Below are 24136 nucleotides of genomic sequence, written 5' to 3' on the forward strand. Positions count from 1 at the left end.
AAAAAATAGACGGGCCGGAAGATACCGTTGGTTTTGAACGAAAAACCTTGCGGGGTATGCTTGTGAGGAACGTGGTCAACGTCGGTCTGATCGGCTTCGGTACCGTGGGAAGCGGTGTTCATCACCTGCTCGAGCGCAACGGCGCGGTTATTGGACAGCGCACCGATCTCGATATACGGATAAAAACGATCTGCGATATCGATTCGGCGAGGGTCAAGGCGAAGGCCCCCGGCGCGACCGTCGTTTCGGACTGGAAGAAGGTCGTCGCCGATCCCGGCATCGACACCGTCGTCGAGCTCATCGGCGGGATCGACCCGGCCAAATCGATTATTCTCGAATCGCTTTCGGCCGGAAAGAACGTGGTAACCGCCAACAAGAAGCTCCTGGCGGAACAGGGTGAGGAGATATTCGCGCTTGCGAACGACGGAAAGGCCGCCCTGGGCTTCGAGGCCTCGGTGGGCGGAGGCATCCCCTGCATCGCCGCGCTTAAAAGCGGCCTGGTCGGAAACCGCGTGATGAGTGTCATGGGTATACTTAACGGCACCACCAACTACATTCTTACCCGCATGCAGGAGGAGTCGCTTTCATTCGAGGCCGCGCTGTCCGACGCGCAGGCAAAGGGATTCGCCGAGCCCGACCCGGCCTTTGATATCGAGGGATACGACGCCGGGCACAAGATCGCGATCCTGTCGATGATCGCGTTCAATCAAAAGATCGACTACAAGGCAATCTCCATAGAGGGCATCACGAAAATCGGCGCATTCGACATCCTCTACGCGCGCGAGATGGGTTACCGCATAAAGCTTCTGGGTATCGGCAAGCGCGCCGGCGAGCGGCTCGATATCCGCGTGCATCCCACCATGCTGCCCGAGCGCCATCCGCTCGCCTCGGTGCAAAACGAGTTCAATGCCGTGATGTTTACCGGCGACATGACCGGTCCCGTAAGCCTCAACGGCAAGGGCGCGGGGGGCCATCCCACGGCGTCGGCGGTGATGAGCGACATCGTGCAGATCGCACAGAGAACGGGTTCGCCCGGCGGGGCCATACGCTTCCGCGGGGAGGCCTCGTACCTCCTGCCGGGAGAGCGTCTCTCGCGCTACTACATGCGCGTCCATACCGAAGACAGCCCCGGCATACTCGCCAAGATCGCGGGTGTGCTTGCCGGCTACGGTATATCGATCGCCTCGGTCATCCAGAAGGAGAGCAACATGCCGCACGTGCCGCTGGTCATCATGACGCACGGGGCGCACGAGGAGGGCCTTTTCAAGGCGGTCAGTGAGATCAACGCCTTCGATTTCGTGGATGGCGACGCGACGGTAATCCGCGTGGAGGATTATGTAAGCGATGGAGCGGACCATGAGTAGGGAATACCGGGCGCAATTCCGATGCATCGCGGGCTGCGGCGAGACATATCCCCTCGACGAGGTGGTCTACAGGTGCGGGAAATGCGGCGAACTCCTCGAGGTGCACCACGACATCGAGGCGCTGCGCACGCGAAGCGCCGCCGAGTGGAAGGCGCTTTTCGATTCGCGGGTGGGCACAACGCGCTGGCCCTACGGGAGCGGCGTCTGGGGCAAGAAGGAGTTCGTATGCCCCGGGATCGACAGCGATAACATCGTATCGATGTACGAGGGGAACACCAACCTCTTCTGGGCGAAGCGCTTCGGCGAGATGCTGGGGATGAGGGACCTGTGGGTGAAGATGTGCGGCAACAGCCATACCGGCTCGTTCAAGGACCTCGGCATGACGGTGCTCGTTTCCATGGTGAACGAGATGATGCGCCGCGGCGTGCGCCTCGACGCGGTCGCCTGCGCCTCGACGGGGGACACCTCGGCGGCGCTCGCCGCGTACTGCGCGTACGCGGGGATACCCTCGATCGTGTTTTTACCGTCCAACAGGATATCCATCGCCCAGCTCGTGCAGCCGATGGCGAACAACGCGATCGTGCTCTCGCTCGACACCGACTTCGACGGCTGCATGCGCGTGGTGAAGGAGATAACGAAGAACAATACGATATACCTGGCGAACTCGATGAACAGTCTGCGCATCGAGGGGCAGAAGTCCATCTCGGTCGAGATGCTGCAGCAGTTCGACTGGGAGGTCCCCGACGTGGTGGTGATTCCCGGCGGGAACCTGGGCAACGTCTCGGCGCTGGCGAAGGGCTTTACAATGATGTTGGATCTGGGCATGATCGACCGACGGCCGCGCATCGTGCTGGCCCAGGCCGAGAAGGCTAATCCGCTCTACCGTTCATATCTAAAGGGATACAGCGACTTCGAGCCGATCGTTCCGGGCAAGACGCTCGCATCGGCCATCCAGATCGGCGATCCGGTATCGGTGCGCAAGGCCATTGCGGCGCTTAAGGAGTACGACGGCATTGTCGAACAGGCGAGCGAGGAAGAGCTCGCCGACGCGGCGGCGCTCGCGGACCGTACGGGGCTCTACGCCTGTCCGCACACCGGGGTCGCGCTCGCCGTTCTCATCAAGCTCGTTGAGCGGGGCGATATCCCGCGCGACGCACGGACCATCGTCATCTCGACCGCGCACGGCCTCAAGTTCTCCGAGTTCAAGGTGGGCTACCACCAGGGGGCCATCGATGGAGTTAAAAGCGCCTACGCCAACAGACCGATCGAGCTTCCGCCCGATACGGGCCGGGTTTCCGAGGTCCTCGCGAAAGAGCTCGCCAGAAGAAAAAAGGCATGAAGATCACCGAGGACGTCCACCTGGTCGGCGGTCCGTCAGTTTCGGACCCATCCGACGCGGCCATTTATCTTGTCAAGGGCCGGGGCGCCTCGGCGCTCATCGACGCCGGGACCGGGGGCGGCCACTCCCGTGTGCTTGAAAACATCGCCGAAGCCGGCGTACGGCCCGACGGTATCACCCATATCTTTCTCACCCACTGCCATTACGATCATACGGGGGGCGCGTATCTCCTTCGAGGCGCGACCGGCTCGCGCACGGCGGCGCACGAGCTCGACGCGGAATTCATCGAGATGGCCGATCCCGAGGTGACGGCGGCGTCGTGGTACCGCGCGCGAATGGAACCCACGAAGGTCGACCTGAAGGTGGAAGGGACCGAGGCCCGGTTCGATATCGGCGGTATCGAACTGGCCATGTACCACACCCCGGGACACTCTCCGGGTTCGTCGGTGCTCACCATGCGTTCCGGCGGCATGCTCGTTCTATTCGGCCAGGACGTGCATGGTCCGCTCAACGAGTCCCTTCGATCAAGCCGGGCCGATTATATCCGGTCGCTCGAATTTCTTCTCTCGCTTGAGGCCGACATGCTCTGCGAGGGTCATTTCGGGGTTTTCACCGGCAGGGAAAAGGTCAGGCGCTTTATTGAATCCTTTCTATGAAAGAACGGCGCCGGGGATGGAACGCATAATCGGTACGGTCAAAGAGAAGGAGCGCAGCCCCGTCCTTGCCGTGTTCATTTCGCTTTTCTTCACCGGGCTGGGGCAGTGGTATTGCGGCGAGCCACTGCGCGCGGTGGTGCTTTTTCTGCTTCGTTTTCTTCCGATTGTTTTTATTCCATTTATTACGTTTGCAGACCGGGGAAACCATGGCCTGTTCGTCGCGGCGGCGATGATCGTCGCGAGTATCGCGGTATGGGCCGCCGCGCCCGTCGACGCGTTTTTTCTGGCTCGCCGCCGCTCGATTATACCAGGGAGGACCAACTCGCTGCCGGTGTACGCGCTCTTTGCGCTCATCACCACGGCGCTGATCGCCGCCGCGGCGGCGATGACGGGCGCGATGTATCGTCCCCATATTCAGGGCGATGACGCCATGGAGCCGCTAATACGGAAGGGCGACATCCTCCTCGTCGGCCGTTTCGTGCGCGATCTGCCTCCGCCGGGAAGCGTGGTCGTGTATCGCGGCGACCGCGGTATGCTGACCGCGCGGGTCATGGCCCGGGAGAAAGACCGCGTGGCACACAGCGGCTCGATGATCGCCGTCAACGGAGACTTTTTGCTCATGGGTATCTACGGCGATATCGAGGTCCGAAAGATGGGGCTCGATAATTCGGAACAGCTTTTTTACGAGATGAACGACGGCAGGAAGTACCCGGTGAGGGCCGTCTCGGGTTCCGGCCGGCTCGCCAAATACAAGGGCGCCTCCGCCGCCGCCGGCGAGGGCCGGGTTTTCGTGGCGGACGACAATCGCCTGGGGAGGGAATGGCTCCGCAGTATAACCACCGCAGCCCTTGCAGGCCGGGTTGAGGGTGTTCTTTGGGGGGGCTCATGGCGGAGGGTGCTGGTACTGCCTTTTCTGAAAATTCAACGAAGCGCCTCGGAGATAAACACAGTAAATATTGTTGACTAAATAATTAAAGCCGTCAATTCTAAGCACGGCGGTTACCAAGGATCTTCACGGAGGAACGCAATGGTCTTGATTACTGGGTGTAACAGCCTTCCTGGAAGAGCGCTCGCCGGCCGCCTCATGCAAAGCGGTGCACCCGTACGGGGATTCGACTTCTGGAAACTCAAGGAGACCCCCAAGACCACGGAATTTATCGGTGGAAGCATCCTCGACTACGAGCTCGTGCTTGAGGCATGCGAAGGCGTCGATACGATATATCATCTTCTCGACATCGAGTACCCCTCCCACTACGGCCGCAGGTTCATGAAGCGGGTGAACATCAAGGGCACCGAGAACCTGCTTCGGGCCGCCCATGAGGTCGGAGTGAGCAAGATCGTCTACCTCTCATCGTCGAAAGTGTACGGATCTCCCGAGGAACTTCCCGTTAAAGAAGACGACACCCCGCGTCCCAACACCCGTTACGGCAAAGACAAGATGAAAGCCGAGAACCTGTGCAGGAAATTTGTTGATAAGGACGGGATGGATATCACCATTTTCCGCGCCGCGCCTATGACCGGCCCGGGGCTGGATGATCCGATGATCCTGATTATCCTTTACATGGCGCTGGGCATGGAGGATTCAAATCGCCTCTACATAGCGGGCGAGGGCGACTCCCGTTACCAGCTCGTCTATACCGACGACGTGGTCGATGCGCTTATCGCGGGGGCGAAGGCGCCGGTCGCGCGCGGCGGCATTTACAATCTCGGATCGGACAACGTGCCAACACAGCGAGAAGAGGTAATGAAGGTAAAGGAAAAGGCCGGCCTCGAATGCGAGGTCAAACACCTTACCCCGTTCTTCGCGAAACTCCTGTCATTTATTTTGAAGCCGCTCAACATCAATTATCTGAGGAAGGAGCACCTGCTCTTTATTCTTTCCAACTTTGTTCTCGACTGCTCAAAGGCGAAGAGGGACCTCGGCTGGATGCCCTCGAAAGACAACATCGAAATTTTTATCGAGACGATCGACTGGTATCGGAGGGAAAAGCTGTAGGTGCGCCGTTCGTTCCGGGTGTTTGACGCGCCGCCGCGGCCGCGCGGGCGGTTCTCAGGTTTCCTCCGCGTTTCGTCTGAATACCTTTCGGGTCAGCGCCGTTATAAGCATCCATAGCTTTACGAGGATGAGCTTCAGGAACTGCCCGACGCTCCCCTCTCCCATGTCCATGGCCAGGAGCATCCGGGCCTTCCGCATCTCTTTGGTGGTCAGGGACCGGCTCTGTAGCTGCATCTCCTTGAGCCTCTTTTTGACCTCCTTTCGTGCGAGCTTCATCGTCTCCTTGTCTTCGTCATAACCCTTCATGGCCTGTATCATCTTGAGAAGCCCCGGGTCTTCGAGCATCCTCTGCTTTATTTCCCGGACCCTGGCGTCGGCATTCCTTAATACCGGGTTCTTGTTGTTGCCCCCGTATTCCATCAGCAGCTCGAGGTACTGTCCCAGAAAATAAGCCTGCTTATAGAGGCGCTCCCGCTCCTCCTGGGTGCGCGCCTTGAGATCGATGCGGTGGAGTTCATCGACGGCGGTCTCGATCGAATCGAGCATCTCGTCGGTGAGCTTGAAGAGCTCGTAGGGCTCGAGGTCCTTGATCTCGACGAATCGCTGCGAAACTTCCCGCAAGTCGTTGAACATCCGCTCCGAGAAATCGAGCAAATAGCGGTAGGCCCGGCGTTCCTTCGGCAGGAGCACGCTGTCGTCCGCCTCGCCCCCGGCTTTCGCCATCTTTTTCTTGATTTCCTTTATGTTGACCGAAGAGGGGTCAAAATCGATCTTCGAAAACTCGAGCGTCTTTTTCATCTCGAAGAAGTTGGGCTCGGCCAGGTCGTCGCCTATTTTGAGGACGTTGAGCTTGATGTCGGCGAGTTTGTTCTTCATCCCGTATTTGTCGATTTTGCTGATGCCGTCGGTCACCACGAGGATCTCCGCGTTGATGAGTTCCTTGTCGAAGCGGATGTCCTCAATGGCCTGGTATACGGCCCCCTGCAGATTGGTGCTCGTTCCGCCCGTGGTGGTGAGGAGCACCTTTTCTATCAATACGGGGAAGTCCTCCTTTTTTTCGATCTTTACGAGGTCGCCGGTCTTGGTGTCGAAGGGCCGGTAGAAAATCTTCGCGTTGCTGTTGAGTTTCCTTCGAAGGAATTCCGCCACGAGGCACTTGGAGAAAAACGAGCGCATCTTGAAGTCCATCGAACGCGAGCGGTCAAGGAGCAGGTAGAATTTCTGGTCGAAACGGTTGGCCTGCCGGCCCGATTCGTCGCGTAGCGTCGATATGGGTTTGAACGAATCGGCCCTGGTCTCGAAAAAGCGCTGCACAAGGAGCGTCCGCTTGAAGAGCTTGATGTCGAATATATCGTCATCGAGGGCGAGCTCTCTGGGAAGCGTGCGCTTGAGGTCGTAGATCGTGCGGTAGGTGTCGATGACCATGTTGTCCGACAGCGGCGATACCTTTTCCATACGGTTGACAAGGATCGTTTCATCGCGGTCGGGGGCCTCGATCTTCTCCTCCTTGGAAATGTCCTCTATGGCCAGAAGGGCCTCCGAGATGAAGTCGGGGGTGAATACCACGCGCGCGATCTCAAAGATCATGAAAAACTTCGCGGGGAGTATGACCTGGAGATTGTCGAAAAAGCCGAGGGAATCCCAGTACTCGATAAAGTCGAGGCTGGGGCGCTCCGGCCCTCGGATCGATGTGATCGTGCCCGTCATGCTAACGTACCTTTAAGGCCATCACAAGAGGTCTTTAAAGTCCCTGAGTATCCCTTCCTTGAGCTCGCGCACCTCTTCGACCGCCGGATTGATTTCGGAAACATTGCTCTTCAGCGTTTCAATGGTTATTTCGTCCTCGGCCCTGAAACGGGAGGGGAATATCTTTTTAAGAAGGCCCTTCAGCCCCTCGATAAGGCCCCGGGCCTCTTTAAGACGGTCGCGCTTCTCGGGGTTCTCGCGGATATCCTGGAATATCTTGCGGATGTTCAACAAAAACTCGATCTGCTGCGTTGTGCCGGTCGCGTTGAAATGCACCAGTGTCTGCTGATAGGCATCGAGGTAGACGTCCTTCTCGGACTTGTCTTTGGCCTTCACCGAGACGAAGCTGTTAAGTGTGCACAGTGCGAGGTACATGTTCTTGACGTCGTCCATGTTGACCTCGTAGCGTCCGTCGAGAATCGCCGTCGCCCTCAGGAAGTCGGCCAGCTTGGCCTGCTTCCGCGGGCTTATGAAGAAATTGTACTCGCTCTTTCGCATATCGCTCAGGAACTTGTTGGTGATCACGTTCTTCATGAAATAGATGAAGTCGGGGATCTCGACCCTGATGTCTTTGTTTTTGTTCCGTATGATGTCGGACAGGAAGACCACCTGGTTAAAGGGAATCTTGCGGTCGGGCTCGATGGCCTTGCCCCTGCTGAACGCGTACGTGTGGTCGATGAGGAGCTGCGAGTACGAGTTGTTGTCCTCGGGGATGATCGATTTGTAGCTGAAGCGGTCCAGGACCGCCTCGGTGACCTCGTTCATGCGCATGTAGTTGGCGGTGGCGATGGCGGTGTGTATGGCCGTGTCGATGATCTCCGAGCCGTTAATAAACTTGCGCTCGTTCAGCACCGTAAGGAGTGAGCGGAGCACCACGTCGCTCGCGTCGAAGAACTCGTCGAGGAACACGAGGTTGGCCTCGATGATCGATCCGTGAATGTTGTGTCGGATTCTACCCTTCTTGAACTCTTCGATGTTGTAGGGGCCAAAATAGTTGTCCGGGGTCTGCTCCTTGCTCGCCTGCGTCATGAAAACTCGCACCTGATCGAAGGTGTTGAAGATGTAGTTCGCCAGGTACGACTTCGCCATGCCCGTGCGGCTCAACAATAGCATGTGCTCGCGTGTGAGAATCGCGAACATTGACTGCTGTATAATCTCCTCGCGGTCGATGACGTTTTTTGCGATCCGGTCCATGTGCCAGCGCAGGTAGTCGATCGTTGTGGGGATGTCGAAATTTTCCTTCTGGGCGGACACGGTGAAGGGTGCGATGCCGGTCTCGGATCCGGGTTTCTTCTCGGCCTGTTCCGAGATGACATACTTGGAAGATGACCTCTCCTCCGCGGTCCTGCCGTGCGTCTCTTCTCCGGCCGTGAGCGACTCTTCCGCGGTGAAGATATAAAATCCGTCCTTCTCGAGCCTCGATTCGACGCTGGCGAGGCTCGTTTTCTGCATGGCCTGTTCCCTGATTCGGTTGGTCATGATAAACCCTTTTACTCTCTTATTCCACGATGCCCGGCAGGACGATCATAATCGCCGCCCCTTCGCCGGGTTTGCTCTTGATGGCGATAGTTCCACCATGGTTTTCGACGATGGAGTAGGAGACCATGAGGCCCAGGCCGGTCGACTTCTCTCCCTTGGTGGTGAAGAACGGCTGGAAGACCTTTTTAAGGTGTTCTCGGGGAATGCCCAGTCCCGTGTCGCTTACGGTGATGGCGGCGTACAGCGCGCCATTGTTCACCATAGAGTCGACAGTAATCCGGAGTTCCCCCTTTTCGGGCATCGCCTCCTCGGCGTTTGCGATGAGGTGAAGGAGCACCTGCACCAGCTGGTTCCGGATGCCCCGGACTTTTACCCCGGCGTCCGGGTATTCCGTGATGACCGAGTACCCGTTTTTCTGGAGGCGGTTGAGCATGATCTGGATGGGGTGGCTTGTGATGAGCTTGTGGGCCTCGAAGACCTCCTTGTCCGTTTCCTCCGGCTTGGAGAGGTTGAGCAGCTGTTCGCCGATCTGCTTTATTCTGGTAAGCTCTTCCTTCATGGACTTTACATAGTCCCGCATCGGGCTGTTTTCGGAGGTGTTGTTCTCGATGAAGTTGAGGTCGATGGCGAGCAGGTTGATGGGCACCTTGAGTTCATACGCCACGCCCGCCGCGAGGAGCCCCATGGCCGAGAGCTGTTCGGCCCGCTGCATGCGTTTGCCGATGCGCGACTGCTCGGTGACGTCTTCCACCATCAGCATGACGGTCTTCACCCGCCGGTCGCTGTCGAGGATTGGATTGATCTTTATGTTAAGCGCGTGCTCGTCTTCCGGCGCGGGGGAACGCCTGTACAGTGCATTTTTGATGGCCTGCGGTTTCCTCTGGATAAAGACCTCGTCGAGCACGCGCTGAAATCCCGTCTGGGCGATGCCCTCGAGCTCGGTGAAGTTCAATCCCACTATCGACTGCCCCGGATCGAGCCCCATGATCTGTTTTACGGTGGGGTTTTCGCTCAGTATTATGCCCGTGGGATCCATGGTGATAATGCCGATCGGTGCGTTGTTGATGATGTCTTCGTTGAGCGCAGTGAGCCGTCGCAGTTCCTCGGCCTGTTCTATCTGTTCCTTTATTTTCTCTTCAAGTCGCTTTGAGTTGATCTTCAGTTTTCGCTCCATCAGATGCATGTCGGTGATGTCTCTGAGGATGCCGAGGAGTCCCGCTATCTTTCCATCTTCCGATCGGATGGGCGAAAGGTTGGCGAGAAAGTAAATCTCCGAGCCGTCTTTGTTGAATGTTTTGAATTTTTCGTTGAGGATTTCATTTCCGCCGATGACCGACTTGAACACCGCGGTGGCCCATTCGATCTCGATGGCGGGGACCGCCGCGGAAAAGTGCATTCCCATGGCATCCTTCTTGTTGACCGGAAAAAAGTTCTCCCATGCCGCGTTCAGGAATATGAAGTTGCCCTGGTCGTCGAGCGCGAATATGGCGTCGGAGGCGCCCTCAATCAGGTGCTGATAATTGACCTTGGGGAAGCAGACGCCCTTCGATTGCAGCGCGTCTTTCAACTGGAGGCTCTCGACGATCCGTATGAGCTCTTCCTTAGACAACGTCTGTAGTGTTTTGGTGTCCATAGGGTGACATGTTTCTCAAATCATTGAAGTTTCTTTTTGCCCGGCATCGTCATCGTGTTGAAGAACCAGATTTCGACGATGAGGCTGAGAATCGTGCCCACAAGAAAGGCGATCGCGAAGTGCATGGTGCTCATCCTGATGATGTACAGGCCGGCGAATGCGAAAACGCCCAGGAGCGCAAGTCGCAGGGGGAAGCCCCCGAGGGTGATGGCGAGAAGAACCATGGTATTTGATTTCATTCCCTTGCGTGCTCCGAGGACCCACAGTGCGGAAAGAAGAAAGCTCAGCGCGGTTCCGACCAGGTAACCCTTGGACTCGGTGATCCCGTTAAAAAGATAGCAGGCGCCGCTTATGATGAAATTTACAATCGCGAAGATGGAAATGAGGAGGAAGGCAATCTTAAGATTCTTCATGTCGATTTCCGCAACCAGCCGTGGCGTATTTCGCTTCCATACCGGACATTAACCTACCGGATAGCGAGGAATTCGGTCAACAAATATTTTACGGCCGGTCTGCCGACACGATGCTGACGAGTAAGTGATTGTGGACAATAAAACGCGACAGCACGGACACCGCAAAGGCGCGAGCGGTTTCTATTCCCGCGCCCCGCGGCCGCCGTGATGACCGGGCGGGCCTTTTAAAGCTTGGCCGCCAGTTCCTCGCTCACTTCCTTGACGCCGGGCCGGCCGTCCAGCTCGATGATGGCTGGAACGCCGTTGCTATCGCGCGCGAGTTGTTTGAAAAATTCGACCGCGGCAAGGGTCCCGCTCTTGGTGTCGTAGTAGACGCCGTGCCTCGCGTTGATCGCTTCCTCGTCCTGGTCGTCTGAGCGCGCCGAGAGGGCCCCACCGCACACCCTGCAGACGAAGCCACCGTCCTTCTCGGCGGGCTTGATGGCATCGATGAATATATTGTTGGGATGGTTGCCGTCGTTTTCGCATATCCGCCGGCCCATTATCCGCTTCTTGGCGATCTCACGATCGAGGACTATTTCGATTACGTAGTCGAGCTTGATGTTAAACTCGTTCATGGAGTGGTTGAGCGCCCTGGCCTGGTCGAAGTTCCGGGGAAAACCGTCCAGAAGCCAGCCCACCCTGCAGTCGTCTTCCTTCAGGCGGTTAAGGATCATCGGGATGGTGATGCCATCCGGTACGAGGTTGCCCCGATCGATGAACTCCTTGGCCTGCAGTCCGAGCTGGGTCCCTTTCTTTATATTCGCCCTGAAGATAACGCCCGATTCGATGTGCGGAATGTTGTATTTTTTCTGTACCAGGGCGCCCTGTGTGCCCTTTCCGCTGCCGTTGGGCCCGAAGATAAGAATATTCATAGACCACCTCTCCTTACAGTTGTTAAATCGTCGGCCCTGAGAAAGTTATTTTCGCCACGCATACGGCGGCCCTTGCCTGCAGCGCGTCTCCCGGCGCCCGCGTGGCCGACGACCGTGAGGTATGCGTGGAATCATAGCCTGTCCACACATAGTCGAGCGCGTGCATTTGTAAAGCAGTTTTACATTATTTTCAGAGCGTTCGCATTGAATCGGCCATTCATTATATAAATTAAAATAGCAATTGCCGATGAATAAATTAATCGATATGTAATACCTTAAGCGGCCGTCGCGCTAATAATTTGCCGCTCCATAAAAGTTATTGAATTTATAATTTCGTGCCGGTATGCAGGTACATCACGGCGATCCACCGGCGCCCGGTGATGATCGGGCGCTTATTCGCTCCGGTAAAAAATACTTGTCTTTCACTTAAGGCCGGTCCAGCAAGAGGGGGTGTGTCGTTCTGTAACATCGGCGGCGGTACGGAGTACCTATTCACTATGTCAGGTCCGCCGGTTAGCGCGCCTGTCGCCGCTAAAACACCGGCATATCCCGAGATTCGGACAAGGAGGGTTGTGAAACGCTCATGATCAGCGTGAATAATGTAAGCAAATATTACGGGGACTTTTGCGCGGTGAACGATATTTCATTCGTCATCCGCAGGGGTGAGATTACCGGGCTTTTGGGGCCCAATGGCGCCGGCAAAACAACGACACTGCGCATGCTCACCTGCTATCTCGCTCCCGACGGCGGGAGAATAAGTGTGGGAGACCATATGGTCGACGAGAACCCGCTGGAGGTAAAACGAATTATCGGCTACCTCCCGGAGTCGGCTCCGCTGTACGCCGATATGATGGTCTATGATTATCTCGACTACATCGGCCGGCTCCACGGCATCGATGGCGGAGGAAGGCTTCGCGAGATTTCGGCGATGTGCGGCATCGACGAGGTGATGCACAAGAACATCGGCGAGCTTTCGAAAGGGTACCGCCAGCGTGTTGGCCTTGCGCACGCCATGATTCATGATCCGGAGATCCTGATCCTCGACGAGCCCACCAGCGGCCTTGATCCCAACCAGATCGTCGAAATCCGCAGACTCATCAAGGAGATCGGAAAGAGAAAGACGGTGATCCTGTCCACGCATATCCTCTCCGAGGTGGAGGCCACCTGCGACCGCGTCATCATCATCGATCATGGAAGCATTATCGCCGATTCCCGCACGGCCGAGCTAAAGTCGACCGCCGGCGGCGCGATGCGCCTTTCGGTCCGGGCAAAGGGGGCCGGTTTCGGCGATCTTGCGACCACGTTCGGCGCGCTTCGGGGGGTCCGGTCGGTTGAGCCGCTCGACGACACCGAGGGACTTTCCGCCGCGACCGTGCGAGGGGAGGGAGGAGTCGATATCAGGCCGCTCGTCTTCGCGGCGGTGCGCGACGCCGGGTGGGAGCTGTACGAGATGGCAACCGAGCATGAAACGCTCGAACACGTATTCCGCAGGCTTACAAGGAGAGGGGACGATGAACTATAAAGAGTCGGTCCAAATAATGAAGAAGGAGTTGTCCGGCTATTTCACCACGCCGATCGCCTATATCGTTATAACGGTATTCCTGGTGATAACCGGATGGTTCTTCTTTTCCACGTTCTTTCTGTACAACCAGGCCGAGCTCCGGGGATTTTTTCAGCTCCTGCCGCTTGTTCTCTCCTTCGTCGTGCCGGCGGTAACCATGCGGCTCTTCTCGGAGGAAAAGCATTCGGGTTCGTTCGAGATACTCATGACGCTTCCGGTCTCCGCGCGCGACGTGGTCCTCGGAAAGCTTCTTGCCGGCGCCGCATTCGTCGCGATCATGCTGGCGCCCACACTCTTTTATGCATTTTCGGCGGCTCTGGTCGGTTCGCTCGACCCCGGACCGGTCATCGGAGGGTATCTCGGGGCGCTTCTTCTGGGGCTTGCGTTTTCCGCCATCGGCGTCTTTGCGTCATCGCTTACAAAAAACCAGATCGTGGCGTTCATTATCGGTCTCATCATCTGCCTGGTCATGACCCTGGCGGATAAGTTTCTGTTCTTTCTGCCTTCGCCCTTATTAAACGCGGTCGAATACATCGGCGCCGATTTTCATTTCAGGAACTTCTCCCGCGGGATAATCGACTCGAGGGATATCCTTTATTTCCTTTCGGTGGCGGCCATCGCGTTTATCGGGACGGTGAGATTGCTCGAGGAAAGGAGATAGCCGACAATGAAACGACCATCCATCGACTTCAAAGGATTGAAAGAGCGCCTCCGCGCGACCGTCATCGAGGCGGCCGACGAGCGCAACCAGTGGCTGTTCAGCATCGTTATAATCGTGCTTGCCAACCTGGTCGGGCTTTTCCTTTATTTTCGCGTGGACCTGACCGCGAATAACGCGTATTCGCTCTCACGGGTCAGCGAAAAGACAGTATCCTCGCTTGAAGAGCCGCTCACGATCAAGGTGTTCTTCTCGAATGATCTGCCGGCGCCATATAATGCCGTATCCCGGTATCTTGCGGACCTGCTCGAGGAGTACTCCCAGCGGGGAAACCGTAATTTCCGCTACGAGTTCGTCGATGTGGAAAAGAACAAGGACGCGGCGGCCGATTTCGGCGTGCATCCCGTCCAGATACGCGAAATCAAGAACGACCGGGTTTCGGCGCGCAACGCCTACATGGGCATCGCCGTGGTGCACGGTGATCTTATCGAGACCATTCCATCCATCACCGAACCCGAGGGCGTTGAATATCGAATCACCACGCTCATGCGGAAGATGAACGGTAAAATCGATTCGCTGCTCAAGCTCGACAGGCCCGTAATGGTAACACTGTACGCATCGTCCAACCTTCCCATCCCGGGAATGCAGAACCTCGCCGAAAAAGTGCGCGCCGTCGTCCAGAAGACGAATGCCCGCAATTACGGTAAGCTCGAGTATCGCCACGTGGATCCGCTTGCCGACCGTGCGGCGCTCGACCTCGCCGACACATACGGTTTGCCGCGGCTTAAATGGCCGGCCTTCGCCGGTATGGACGGACGCCCGGTCGTCCCGGGCGATGGCATGCTCGGAATCGTACTGGAACATGACGGCAGGTTCGAGACGGTGCAGATACTGGCGCGCACCGTTTTAGGCCAGTACGCGGTCGGGGGGCTGGAAGACCTCGAGTCGCGCATCAACGGCGCTCTCGACAACCTGATCAGCATAAACCCGCGCGTGGGTTATATCACCGGCCATGGCGAGCGGGACATGCACAACCAGCGCGACGGAGCGGCGACCTTCCGCGAACTGGTGGCCGATATGTACGAGCTAAAGACCATTGACCTCTCGAAGGAGGACATCCCCGCGGATGTCCGGACCATCGTGATAAACGGACCGCGGAGCAGGTATGCGGACGAGGAGCTTTTCAAGATTGATCAGTTCTTAATGAAGGGCCGGTCGGCGCTTTTCTTCGTCGACTCCTTCGCTGAAATACAAAGCGAGGGCCAGAACATGTTCATGCGTGAGCCCGTCGTGCTTCCGGTGATGACCGGGATCGAGAAGCTCCTCGAGCATTATGGCATTACGGTGAACCGGGATATCGTGCTCGACGAAAAATGCTACCAGGCAAATCTGAGCGGCATGGGAGAACAGAGCCTGTATTTCGCCCCCATGATCGGCTCGGAAGGTCTTAGTGAAAAATACGTAATAACAAAATATTTGAAAAAAATAGTGTTTCTTAAATCATCCTCGCTGTCCCTCGCCGCGGAGGGCCGATCCGGAACCCGTCCGGAGGCGCTGGTATCGTCCTCCGACCGCAGCTGGCTTATGAAGGAGAGGATAAGCTTTATGCCCTGGTCCATGGCGCCGCCCAACGCGTCCCAGATGGGGAAGCATGTGCTGGCCGCGGTATTTGCCGGTGATTTCGCGAGCTATTTTGCCGAGCGGGAAGCTCCGGCGCCGAAGGGCGGGGCGGCGACGGGCCCGGTGGCCACCGACACGATCGTCAGGCGGACGGTGAAGCCGGCCAGGATCATCGTGGTGGGGACCTCGGAGATAACCACCCCCTCGGTGATCGACAAGGAAGGAAAGACGCCCAACGCGGTGCTGGTGCACAACATGATCGATTTCCTGAGCGGTAATGATGATATACCGGAAATGCGGAGCAAAGGCCTCGAACTCAATCCCCTCAGGGACTCAAGCGACGGCACGAAGCTCGCGCTTAAGGTCTTTAACATCGTCCTTTTGCCGCTTTTGGTAGTGGGGGCCGGTCTTGTCGTGTGGAAGCGCCGATCGACGCGAAGAAAACGCATAATGGCGGAATTTGCGACGGAGGTGCCCGGTGAATAGAAAGATACTCGCGAGCCTCGCCCTGATAGCGGTACTTGCGGTCGTACTCCTCGTTTTAACGCGCGAAAAGGGAGCGGACCTCCCGCGGCAGGAGTCGTGGAGCGGCGAGACCGAGGAGATAGTATTGAGGAAATCTGGTGAAACGATCCGGCTTTTCCGCTCGGACGGAACCTGGCTGATCGGAGAGGCCGCCTATCCCGCAGACGCGCAGGTTGTCGCGGGGCTCGAGGAAAGGATGAAAAACCTCGTCCTGACCGATCTGATATCATCCCGGGAGCACTACGAGCGCTACGATCTCGGCGACGATCGTGCGATCGAGGTATCACTGCGTTCGGGCGGGAAGCTTGTCCGGCATGTATTCATCGGCAAGAAGAGCAGTACGTTCAGGCATACCTATGTGAGACTCTCCGGCCATCCGGGCGTCTATCTGGCCACGGGGGCGCTGTCGGATGAATTCGGCAAATCGCTCGACGAATTGAGGAACAGGGATATCTTTTCCGAGACGAAAAGCGCCATCAACTCCATCGAGATCCGCTACGGCGCTTCGAGTATCACGCTCGCAAGGAGGGCCGCGCCTGAAGCGGCACGGGCTGATAAGAAGGCGGATGCACCGGAAGAGGACCACTGGGAGTGCGTTTCTTGCGCTACGCCGGTAGATGCAAACAGGGTAGGCCAGATAGCGGGATCGTTCGCGCCCTTCACCGCGGCGGCCTTTCCCGCGATAGACAAAAAGACCCTTGGAGCGCCGCGCTGTACGGTACGGATTAAAACCGCCGACAAGCTTATTGAGCTTGCATTCTACTCGAAAATCGGGGATAATCGATACCTGTGCACATCAACCGAATCCCCGTACGTTTTCGCGGTAGACGGTTGGAAGGCCGAACGCTACTTCGTCACGGCGAAAGACCTTAAGGAGAGGAAATGATCAAACGCCAAAAATCGGAAAACCGCGCCGAAACCGAGGTCCTCGCCACCGTGGGGCCGGCGACGATCGAGCTGATCGGCGCCCTCTACGATGCGGGGCTATCGGGACTGAGAATAAACAGCTCTCACGGGGATCCATCGTTTCACGCGAGGGCCATCGATCTATCGCGTAAAGCGCGCCCCGAGGCCTATATCATCTATGATATTAAGGGTCCGAAGATACGCCTTGGCGACATTCCGAAACCCTATACCATTAAATCCGGTGATCGCGTGGTCCTGAGGACCGATATACCCAAGAGCGCTGGATCGGACTTTCCGGCCGTCGCCGATTTCAGGGAGGGTATACCCGTAACCTGTTCAGATCTCGACGAGTTCGTCAGGCCGGGGGACCGCCTTTTTGTCGACGACGGGTATGTCGGCCTGCGCGTCGAGCGCACGGCGAGGGGGGTTATCGAGTGCGTGGTGCTCTTCGGCGACGTGCTGCGTTCGCGCAAGGGGCTCAACCATCCCGATACGGTCGTCGGCTATCCGTATACCATGCCGCAGGATTTTCCCGACCTGGAGTTCGCCGTAAGCCATGGGATTGACTTCCTCGCCGATTCATTTACTCGCAACGCCGAGGACGTTCGCGAATTGCGCGAGCGGCTTTCGGGCACCGGAATCGGCATCATCTCCAAGATTGAAAATCCCGAAGGCGTAAACAACTTCGACAAAATCCTCAGCGAAACCGACGCGGTCATGGTAGCCCGGGGTGATCTCGGCGTCGAGATGGATCCGGTGATGCTCCCGGAGATGCAGAAGGTCATGATCGAGAAGTGCGCGCTCGCCGGAAAGCCCGTCATTACCGCGACACAGATGCTCGAGTCGATGATGGAGAACGCACGTCCAAGCCGCGCCGACGTTAGCGATATCGCCAACGCCCTCTACGACGGCACCGATGTGGTGATGCTCTCGGGTGAAACATCGGTGGGTAAGTTTCCCGTGGAGTGCGTCAGGATGATGCGGCGGATCGCGGAGTATGTGGAGGGGACCCGGCGCTATCGCGAACGCAAACGGGAGGTGCGGGGCCTCTCAGCGCTTCGCGAGGGCTCCCGCAGCGGCGGCGATTAACCCGGCCGCAGCGCAGTACAGTCCGGGACCCCAGTGTTCGGGAGGAACGGGAAGACTCAGTGTAGCGGCGGCGACCAGTATAGCGGCGGCGACGACAAGCGGAAGCGTACGTTCGGCCCTGGCCGAAACCAGGATGTACAGCGCGCTTAATCCCAGAAACGCCGCGGCAAGCGCGGGCGGAACGGTGGAAACGGCGTTTCCCGAGATGAATTCGAGCAGGATGCGCAGGCCTCCGATGCCCGCGTGCGAAAGACGGTATTCGACGTAATACCATGGCAGGGCGAGTGATACGAGCATCGCGAACGCCCCGGCTACCGACACGAGGTTGCCTCCGTTTTTTTCGCGGACCGTTACAAAGCGTTCATGCCATTTCTCAGCCATGCGTTCACCCTGTGCGCCATTCGCGTCTTCTGAGGCGCCGGTTCAGTCCCGGTTAATGTGCCCGGCAGCCGCGAAAAACTACCGTTCTTCAGGCGCGATGTCCACCAGAAAAATAAATTTTTTGTGTTGACACGGTGCCCCCTTTGATTTTAGTAACTCCCTACCGGAGGCGTACGAGCCTGTCGGCCGGTGGAACGACCGCCCAGGTGGTGGAATCTGGTAGACACGCATGGTTGAGGGCCATGTGGGAATTTCCTGTATGGGTTCAAATCCCATCCTGGGCACAAACGGAAACCGCGGTGACGCCGCGGTTTTTTTATTTTCATCGAAAACCGCCTTCACGCCGATACCGTAGATGAGGGAAGTCTGCAATTCCGAAAGGAGGGCGCGACATGGAGTACCGGTCAAAAGAAGAATTCGAGATCATACCCAAACACTGTCCCCGGTGCGAGGCCCTTGTAATGGCGGCGGTTGTGAGGACATCGGGCGGCGATTTTTACAAGTACCGGGAGGCGAGGTGTTCGCAATGTAACTGGACCAACGGCGGCTGAACGGCATGCGATAGAAAAAATTCTTGATAAATTCAGTCCGTTTAACAGTCTGTTCACACCAGCGCTTTCATAGACTCGTCAGGGAGTCTATTTTTATTTGGTAACCTGTGGACGGGATTACTCGATACGATCCGATCCATATCCAGTGGAGAATGTAATGCGACTGATACTGCTTGGAGCCCCCGGGAGCGGAAAGGGTACAATCTCGGAGATGCTTGTCGAAAAGTACAATATCGTGCAGATATCGACAGGAGATATCCTTCGCGGCGCCGTCGCGGCCGGAAGCCCCGTCGGCAAACAGGCCGAGGCGTATATGAAGAGCGGTGACCTGGTTCCCGATGCGGTGATCATGGGAATAATGGAGGAGCGGCTGCGGGAGGCGGATTGTACGCCGGGATTCATCCTCGACGGGTTTCCCCGGACGATACCCCAGGCCGAAGCCCTCGGAGGACTGTTGAAAAAGCTCTCCCTCAGGCTCGACGCGGTCTGCAACCTCGACGTACCCGAGGATGTCATAATTCGAAGGCTTACGGGACGGCGCACCTGTACCAATCCGTCGTGCCAGGCCATCTTCAACCTGGACGGCAAGGCCCCGAAGAAAGAGGGGGTGTGCGACAAGTGCGGAGGCGCCCTCGCGCAGCGGGATGACGAAAAGGAGGACGTGGTTCGCGCCCGGTTGAAAACTTACGGCGAGAAAACGGAGCCGCTCATCGGCTACTATAAGAAAGAAGGCATTCTCCTCGCCGTAGCGGGAAGCGAGAGCAGGCTCCTTTTCGACCGGATGGTCGAAAAGCTTGGGAAATGAGGAAGCGGCCCGGAGCCGTTTCATCGATCCGTAATAAAAAGCGACGTGCCGGCGGCATGACCGCCATTTTAAGGAGAGATGCCAGAGCGGTTGAATGGGGCGGTCTCGAAAACCGTTGAGGGGTTTCCCCTCCGAGGGTTCGAATCCCTCTCTCTCCGAATACCGCGCCGAATGTACGCACCGTCGGCGCGGGGAATGACGCTTTAAGCAAGGAGAAGTGTCTGAGTGGCCGAAGGAGCACGGTTGGAAACCGTGTGTAGCGCAAGCTACCGAGGGTTCGAATCCCTCCTTCTCCGAATTCCGTCGGCGGATAACAGGCGCGGGTTTGGCATGGCGCCGTCCCCGCTCGGTACCATTCATATCCACACTCCTGAAGAGAGACAATGTCATATCAGGTAATCGCGAGAAAGTGGCGGCCCCAGGATTTCGACGCGGTCGTTTTCCAGGAGCATGTGTCGCGCACCATCCGCAACAGCATTAAAAACGGTCGGATCGCCCACGCCTGCATCTTCGCGGGCCCGCGCGGCGTCGGAAAGACCACCATGGCGCGCATACTCGCAAAGGCCGTCAACTGCAAGGAGGGCCCCACCGACAGCCCCTGCGGCGTATGCGAAAATTGCAGGGAGATCCGCGAGGGAATCGCCTTCGACGTCATCGAGATCGACGGCGCCTCCAGCCGGGGAATCGAAAATATCCGCGAACTCCGCGAAAACGTCAACTTCGCGCCGCTCAAATCGAAATACAAGGTCTACATCATCGACGAAATCCACATGCTTACCACCGAGGCCTTTAACGCTCTGCTTAAGACACTGGAGGAACCCCCGCCGCACGTGATATTCGTCTTCGCGACCACCGAGATACACAGGGTTCCCGACACCATCCTGTCCCGCTGCCAGAAGTATTATTTCAAGAAGATATCGATCGACGCGATCGTGGCGCACCTGGCCCATATCGTCGGGGCGGAGGGCTTCAACGTGGACGAGAAGGCGTTGTACTCGATCGCCCGCGCCGCCGACGGTTCGATGCGCGACGCGCAGTCGCTCCTCGACCAGATGCTCTCGTTTTCAGATGGCGCGGTCGGCGAGGACGACGCGCTCGCGCTTCTCGGTGTCGTACCGCTTGCGAGCTACCTGCACGTGCTGGGCGCCGTCGCCGGAGGCGACAGGAAGGCGCTTATGGACGAGGTTCACCGGGTCGTGACGCTCGGTGTGGATGTCCCGCGCTACGTGGCGGGACTCATGGACGTCATTCGAAGCGCACGCCTCATCAAAAACGGAGTTGTGGTGCGGGAAATACTGGGGTTCTCGACTGAGGAGACCGCCGGTCTTCAGGCGCTTGAGGCGAAATTCCATGACGAGGAGCTCGGCGTGCTTTTCAGGATCGGCGTCGAGATACAGGCCGACCTGCGCGCCCAGGCGGGAGAGCGGATATGCCTCGAAATGGGGCTGCTCGATATGGCCTCGGCGAAGGCGGCGCCCTCCATCGCCGAAATTCTAAGGAAAATCGGAGGGGACCGTCCGCTCCCGCCGACCGGAAAAAAAACTCCCGAGCGACCCCGGCCTCAAGAAGCGACGAGGAGCGCGCCGGAAACCGCATCCCCCCGGCCGCCGGACGGATTGTCCGCGGTCATCGCCCCGAGATTGCGTGATGAGTGGTCGTCATTTCTCTCTTCGCTCGAAAAACAACGGCAATACCTTCACGTGCGCCTGAACCAGGCGCGGCCCTCCTTCGAGGACGGGCGTCTGGTCCTCTCGTTCCCCATAAGCGACGAGAACGGTTTCCACAGCAGGATTATTGACAGCAAAGATATCACGTTCATAAAAGACGAGCTCTCGAAACGCCTGGGAGGCGCGGTGGCAGTCGTAACGCGGGACGCCCCGACGGAAGAAAACCTCGAATCGCCGGTCTCCGGGGACATCCCGCCCCCCGAGGCGGTGATGCTCTCGAGGCCCGAGCCGGAGGAGTTGCCGGTTGTCAGCCCGGTGGTCGAGAAGGTTAAAGATATGTTTCACGGTCGGATTATCGATAAAGGAGACGAGTAATGCTGAAGGAACTTGGGGAGATGGGCCAGATCATGAAGCTTCAGAAGGAGTTTAAAAACATCCAGAAGAAGCTGCAGAAGAACGAGGTCACCGGCGAGAGCACGGACGGAACGGTAAAGGCCACCATAAACGGCGAATATAAACTGGTGGACCTCAAGATCGACGAGGCGGCGCTCGCGACGGCCGACAGGCGCGCCATCGAGAAAAAAATTATATTCGCCGTCAACGACGCGGTGGATAAAACAAAAGAATATGCGGCCCAGGAAATGGCCAGGCTCACCGGCGGGCTCAACATCCCCGGCCTTGGAAACTTTTTGAAGTAGGACAAGCGAGTGAACCTTCCCGGTACGCTTGAAGCGCTCATCCGCGAGCTGTCGAGGCTTCCCGGCATAGGCCCCAAGAGCGCCTCGAGGCTCGCGTTTCACCTGATAAAGGCGAGCCCGGAGGACGCCTCGGGTCTGGCGCGGGCCATCGTCGAATGCAAGCGCTCCATCACCGCATGCACGGCCTGCGGCGCCATAGCGGAGGGCGGGCTCTGCCCGGTCTGCGCCGACGCGACGCGCGATCAAACGGTAATGTGCGTGGTCGAAAATCCGCGCGATGTGCTCACGATTGAGAGAACGGGTGAGTTCAGGGGTCTGTATCATGTGCTGGGCGGGGTCATCTCCCCGCTTGACGGGATCGGCCCGGACGAGCTTTCAGTCCGCGGCCTTGTCGACCGCTGCACTGGAGGCGCGGTACGCGAACTCATTATCGCGACCAATCCCACGGTCGAGGGCGATGCCACCGGCCTCTATCTCGCGCGGTTGCTCAAGCCGCTGGGCCTGCGGGTTATGAGGATTGCGCACGGGCTGCCGGTGGGGGCCGACCTCGAATACGCCGATTCGATGACGATTGCCAGGTCGATTGCGGGGCGCGTGGAGATGTAGGACCGGCCCGCGATCAGCGTTTTTTCCCCTCAATCGAGATATCGACGGGTATGCCCGTAAGGCCCAGTTTGCGCTGGAGCGCCTTCTCTATGTGGCGGAGGAGGTCTTTGCGGAAGTGTTCCGGGTTATTCACGAAGAGCTTGAACCGGGGCGGTTTTACCCCCGTCTGAGTGAGATAATAGATTTTAAGTTTGCCTCCCAGCGTCGGAATATGGTGCGAGCGCTGGATTTCCTCCATTATTCGGTTTAGCCTGGGCGTTTCCACCCGCTTCAAGGCCCGCTCACTCAGGTCGACCGCCGTGGTCACCAGGCGGTGAATACGCTGTTTCTCGCGGGCCGAAATGGAAATAATCGGAAAATCGCCGGCGCGGTAGAACGTAAAGATGAGGCGTTCCTTATAGACGTCAAAGGTTTTATGGTCTTTTTCTATCGCATCCCACTTGTTTACGGCGATTATGGTGGGCTTGAGGGCGGCGATAATCTCGTCGGCTATCTTTTTATCGGTGTCGGTGAGTCCCTCCGCGGCGTCGATCAGGTGGATCACGACGTCGCACCGGCGGATTGACTCGACGGCGCGCCGAAGGGAGTAGAAGTCGACGTTTTCGGTGATGCGGCTCTTTTTTCGGATACCGGCCGTGTCAATGAGGGTGATTGTGCGGCCGTGAAAAACGAAATCCTCGTCGATGGCGTCGCGCGTGGTGCCCGGGATATCCGATACGATCGAGCGCTCGTAGCCGATAAAAGCGTTGAGAAGCGTCGATTTGCCCGCGTTCGGACGCCCGACTATGGCGATTTTGAGCTTTTCTTCCTCCGAATGGAGGCGCTTGACGGGCAGCCGGTCGATTATTTTATCCAGCAGAAGGCCGATATTGACCCGGTTCAGGGCGGAAATCGGCAGGAAATCATCAAACCCCATCTCGTAAAAGTGCGGCAGGTTTTGAAAACTGGAAGGGCCGTCCATCTTGTTGACGGCGATGATGACCGGGATGTTCAGTTTGCGGACGATTTCGGCCAGATCCATGTCGAATGACGCCGGGGCCGGGTTCTCGAGGAGCAGGATGATCACCGTGGAGCGCGAAAGAAAATTTTTCGCGTTGTCGAGTATCGCCTTGGAGAGCAGGGACGAATTCTCTATGTCCAGTCCCGGCGTGTCGGAAAGCATGAACGAGGCGTCGGCATGGGTGACCCGGTACGATAGAATATCGCGCGTGAGGCCCGGCATCGAGTCGACGATCGCCTTCTTCTGTTTTATCAGCGCGTTAAAGAGCGTCGATTTGCCGACGTTCTGCCTGCCGATGATCGTGACGATTGGAAGCTGCTTTGCCATTGCTTTTACTGTTCTCCACCGTTCACCGGCAAGGATAATGGAGAGTTCGCCGCTTACAAGTAAATTAATTTATTTGGCCCCGGCGGGACAGCGCCACTCTCCGTGCCCCGACCATGCATAAACGGCAGCCGCGCCATTGATCGAACGATTCGTACGCGGAATGAATACGGGGATTTGGAAAAATATTTACTAACGCCAAAAT

General features: G+C 57.6%; 22 protein-coding genes and 3 tRNA genes. 18 read left to right on the plus strand and 7 right to left on the minus strand.

The features are described 5' to 3' along the window. The first annotated feature begins 62 nt into the window (after positions 1-62). Genes VLM75_12105 through VLM75_12125 form a run of 5 tightly spaced genes read left to right on the plus strand, consistent with a single transcriptional unit; the run spans position 63 to position 5355 of the window. Positions 63-1364, plus strand: a complete 1302-nt coding sequence (locus VLM75_12105; GenBank protein ID HSV97659.1) for a homoserine dehydrogenase — start codon at positions 63-65, stop codon at positions 1362-1364. Next, entirely contained in the window at positions 1357-2703 is a 1347-nt protein-coding gene (thrC, locus tag VLM75_12110; GenBank protein ID HSV97660.1) for a threonine synthase, read from the plus strand. Before VLM75_12105 ends, thrC begins: the two co-directional genes overlap by 8 nt. Beyond that, positions 2700-3359, plus strand: a complete 660-nt coding sequence (locus VLM75_12115) for an MBL fold metallo-hydrolase (protein ID HSV97661.1) — start codon at positions 2700-2702, stop codon at positions 3357-3359. The genes thrC and VLM75_12115 overlap by 4 nt, the downstream gene beginning before the upstream one ends. Before the next feature lie 16 nt (positions 3360-3375). Beyond that, on the plus strand, positions 3376-4326 hold the full coding sequence (locus VLM75_12120; GenBank protein HSV97662.1) for a S24/S26 family peptidase: 951 nt from the start codon (positions 3376-3378) through the stop codon (positions 4324-4326). Positions 4327-4386: 60 nt separating this feature from the next. Beyond that, on the plus strand, positions 4387-5355 hold the full coding sequence (locus VLM75_12125; protein HSV97663.1) for an NAD(P)-dependent oxidoreductase: 969 nt from the start codon (positions 4387-4389) through the stop codon (positions 5353-5355). Between the two features lie 54 nt (positions 5356-5409). On the opposite strand, the gene VLM75_12130 is transcribed toward VLM75_12125, so the two are convergent. From VLM75_12130 to VLM75_12150, 5 genes are all read right to left on the minus strand, one after another. Next, on the minus strand, positions 5410-7062 hold the full coding sequence (locus VLM75_12130) for a hypothetical protein (protein HSV97664.1): 1653 nt from the start codon (positions 7060-7062) through the stop codon (positions 5410-5412). A gap of 21 nt (positions 7063-7083) precedes the next feature. Then, a complete protein-coding gene (locus VLM75_12135; protein ID HSV97665.1) occupies positions 7084-8580 on the minus strand; it encodes an AAA family ATPase in 1497 nt (498 codons plus the stop codon). Between the two features lie 19 nt (positions 8581-8599). Further along, on the minus strand, positions 8600-10213 hold the full coding sequence (locus VLM75_12140) for a PAS domain S-box protein (protein HSV97666.1): 1614 nt from the start codon (positions 10211-10213) through the stop codon (positions 8600-8602). Positions 10214-10233: 20 nt separating this feature from the next. Further along, complete coding sequence (locus VLM75_12145) at positions 10234-10626, minus strand: hypothetical protein (protein ID HSV97667.1); 393 nt, start codon at positions 10624-10626, stop codon at positions 10234-10236. Positions 10627-10850: 224 nt separating this feature from the next. Next, positions 10851-11540, minus strand: a complete 690-nt coding sequence (locus VLM75_12150; GenBank protein HSV97668.1) for an adenylate kinase — start codon at positions 11538-11540, stop codon at positions 10851-10853. A gap of 583 nt (positions 11541-12123) precedes the next feature. Between VLM75_12150 and VLM75_12155 the strand changes: the two genes are divergently transcribed. From VLM75_12155 to pyk, 5 genes are read left to right on the plus strand one after another with little or no spacing between them, the layout of a single operon-like run. Beyond that, positions 12124-13062 carry an ATP-binding cassette domain-containing protein gene (locus VLM75_12155; GenBank protein HSV97669.1) on the plus strand — a complete coding sequence of 313 codons (939 nt, stop codon included), beginning with the start codon at positions 12124-12126 and terminating at the stop codon, positions 13060-13062. Continuing rightward, positions 13052-13762 carry an ABC transporter permease gene (locus VLM75_12160; GenBank protein HSV97670.1) on the plus strand — a complete coding sequence of 237 codons (711 nt, stop codon included), beginning with the start codon at positions 13052-13054 and terminating at the stop codon, positions 13760-13762. The genes VLM75_12155 and VLM75_12160 overlap by 11 nt, the downstream gene beginning before the upstream one ends. Before the next feature lie 6 nt (positions 13763-13768). Further along, complete coding sequence (locus VLM75_12165) at positions 13769-15865, plus strand: Gldg family protein (protein HSV97671.1); 2097 nt, start codon at positions 13769-13771, stop codon at positions 15863-15865. Further along, on the plus strand, positions 15858-16790 hold the full coding sequence (locus tag VLM75_12170; GenBank protein ID HSV97672.1) for a DUF4340 domain-containing protein: 933 nt from the start codon (positions 15858-15860) through the stop codon (positions 16788-16790). The genes VLM75_12165 and VLM75_12170 overlap by 8 nt, the downstream gene beginning before the upstream one ends. Continuing rightward, the gene (gene pyk, locus VLM75_12175) at positions 16787-17899 is read left to right on the plus strand and encodes a pyruvate kinase (protein ID HSV97673.1); all 1113 of its coding nucleotides are present in this window, start codon (positions 16787-16789) and stop codon (positions 17897-17899) included. The genes VLM75_12170 and pyk overlap by 4 nt, the downstream gene beginning before the upstream one ends. Here pyk and VLM75_12180 read toward each other — a convergent pair. Further along, complete coding sequence (locus VLM75_12180) at positions 17861-18280, minus strand: hypothetical protein (protein HSV97674.1); 420 nt, start codon at positions 18278-18280, stop codon at positions 17861-17863. The genes pyk and VLM75_12180 overlap by 39 nt on opposite strands. A 200-nt stretch (positions 18281-18480) precedes the next feature. Here VLM75_12180 and VLM75_12185 point away from each other — a divergent pair. The 8 genes from VLM75_12185 (at position 18481) to recR (ending at position 22607) form a co-directional block, all read left to right on the plus strand. Continuing rightward, positions 18481-18564, plus strand: a tRNA-Leu gene (locus tag VLM75_12185). Positions 18565-18672: 108 nt separating this feature from the next. Continuing rightward, positions 18673-18831, plus strand: a complete 159-nt coding sequence (locus tag VLM75_12190; GenBank protein ID HSV97675.1) for a hypothetical protein — start codon at positions 18673-18675, stop codon at positions 18829-18831. 157 nt (positions 18832-18988) lie between these two features. Then, on the plus strand, positions 18989-19636 hold the full coding sequence (locus VLM75_12195; protein ID HSV97676.1) for an adenylate kinase: 648 nt from the start codon (positions 18989-18991) through the stop codon (positions 19634-19636). A 72-nt stretch (positions 19637-19708) separates the two neighbouring features. Next, positions 19709-19794: transfer RNA gene (locus VLM75_12200), tRNA-Ser, on the plus strand. A 53-nt stretch (positions 19795-19847) separates the two neighbouring features. Continuing rightward, positions 19848-19932, plus strand: a tRNA-Ser gene (locus tag VLM75_12205). Positions 19933-20019: 87 nt separating this feature from the next. Further along, positions 20020-21678 (plus strand): DNA polymerase III subunit gamma/tau, encoded by a 1659-nt coding sequence (dnaX, locus tag VLM75_12210; protein HSV97677.1) that lies wholly within the window; start codon positions 20020-20022, stop codon positions 21676-21678. Beyond that, positions 21678-22001 carry a YbaB/EbfC family nucleoid-associated protein gene (locus VLM75_12215; protein ID HSV97678.1) on the plus strand — a complete coding sequence of 108 codons (324 nt, stop codon included), beginning with the start codon at positions 21678-21680 and terminating at the stop codon, positions 21999-22001. The genes dnaX and VLM75_12215 overlap by 1 nt, the downstream gene beginning before the upstream one ends. Positions 22002-22010: 9 nt before the next feature. Further along, a complete protein-coding gene (gene recR / locus VLM75_12220; GenBank protein HSV97679.1) occupies positions 22011-22607 on the plus strand; it encodes a recombination mediator RecR in 597 nt (198 codons plus the stop codon). A 13-nt stretch (positions 22608-22620) separates the two neighbouring features. Here the strand turns inward: recR and der are convergent, their stop codons facing one another. Beyond that, positions 22621-23934, minus strand: a complete 1314-nt coding sequence (gene der / locus VLM75_12225; GenBank protein ID HSV97680.1) for a ribosome biogenesis GTPase Der — start codon at positions 23932-23934, stop codon at positions 22621-22623. Between the last annotated feature and the right edge of the window lie 202 nt (positions 23935-24136).

The sequence above is a fragment of the Spirochaetota bacterium genome (assembly GCA_035477215.1).
Taxonomy (GTDB): domain Bacteria; phylum Spirochaetota; class UBA4802; order UBA4802; family UBA5368; genus MVZN01.

Excerpts from the sequence above, each read along its gene's own strand:
- VLM75_12145 (HSV97667.1), bottom strand. The coding sequence starts at position 10,626 with ATGAAGAATCTTAAGATTGCCTTCCTCCTCATTTCCATCTTCGCGATT.
- VLM75_12140 (HSV97666.1), bottom strand. The coding sequence starts at position 10,213 with ATGGACACCAAAACACTACAGACGTTGTCTAAGGAAGAGCTCATACGG.
- VLM75_12165 (HSV97671.1), top strand. The coding sequence starts at position 13,769 with ATGAAACGACCATCCATCGACTTCAAAGGATTGAAAGAGCGCCTCCGC.
- VLM75_12180 (HSV97674.1), bottom strand. The coding sequence starts at position 18,280 with ATGGCTGAGAAATGGCATGAACGCTTTGTAACGGTCCGCGAAAAAAAC.
- VLM75_12135 (HSV97665.1), bottom strand. The coding sequence starts at position 8,580 with ATGACCAACCGAATCAGGGAACAGGCCATGCAGAAAACGAGCCTCGCC.
- dnaX (HSV97677.1), top strand. The coding sequence starts at position 20,020 with ATGTCATATCAGGTAATCGCGAGAAAGTGGCGGCCCCAGGATTTCGAC.
- VLM75_12155 (HSV97669.1), top strand. The coding sequence starts at position 12,124 with ATGATCAGCGTGAATAATGTAAGCAAATATTACGGGGACTTTTGCGCG.
- VLM75_12130 (HSV97664.1), bottom strand. The coding sequence starts at position 7,062 with ATGACGGGCACGATCACATCGATCCGAGGGCCGGAGCGCCCCAGCCTC.
- VLM75_12150 (HSV97668.1), bottom strand. The coding sequence starts at position 11,540 with ATGAATATTCTTATCTTCGGGCCCAACGGCAGCGGAAAGGGCACACAG.
- VLM75_12125 (HSV97663.1), top strand. The coding sequence starts at position 4,387 with ATGGTCTTGATTACTGGGTGTAACAGCCTTCCTGGAAGAGCGCTCGCC.
- VLM75_12160 (HSV97670.1), top strand. The coding sequence starts at position 13,052 with ATGAACTATAAAGAGTCGGTCCAAATAATGAAGAAGGAGTTGTCCGGC.
- VLM75_12195 (HSV97676.1), top strand. The coding sequence starts at position 18,989 with ATGCGACTGATACTGCTTGGAGCCCCCGGGAGCGGAAAGGGTACAATC.
- VLM75_12215 (HSV97678.1), top strand. The coding sequence starts at position 21,678 with ATGCTGAAGGAACTTGGGGAGATGGGCCAGATCATGAAGCTTCAGAAG.
- VLM75_12190 (HSV97675.1), top strand. The coding sequence starts at position 18,673 with ATGGAGTACCGGTCAAAAGAAGAATTCGAGATCATACCCAAACACTGT.
- thrC (HSV97660.1), top strand. The coding sequence starts at position 1,357 with ATGAGTAGGGAATACCGGGCGCAATTCCGATGCATCGCGGGCTGCGGC.
- VLM75_12120 (HSV97662.1), top strand. The coding sequence starts at position 3,376 with ATGGAACGCATAATCGGTACGGTCAAAGAGAAGGAGCGCAGCCCCGTC.
- der (HSV97680.1), bottom strand. The coding sequence starts at position 23,934 with ATGGCAAAGCAGCTTCCAATCGTCACGATCATCGGCAGGCAGAACGTC.
- pyk (HSV97673.1), top strand. The coding sequence starts at position 16,787 with ATGATCAAACGCCAAAAATCGGAAAACCGCGCCGAAACCGAGGTCCTC.
- VLM75_12115 (HSV97661.1), top strand. The coding sequence starts at position 2,700 with ATGAAGATCACCGAGGACGTCCACCTGGTCGGCGGTCCGTCAGTTTCG.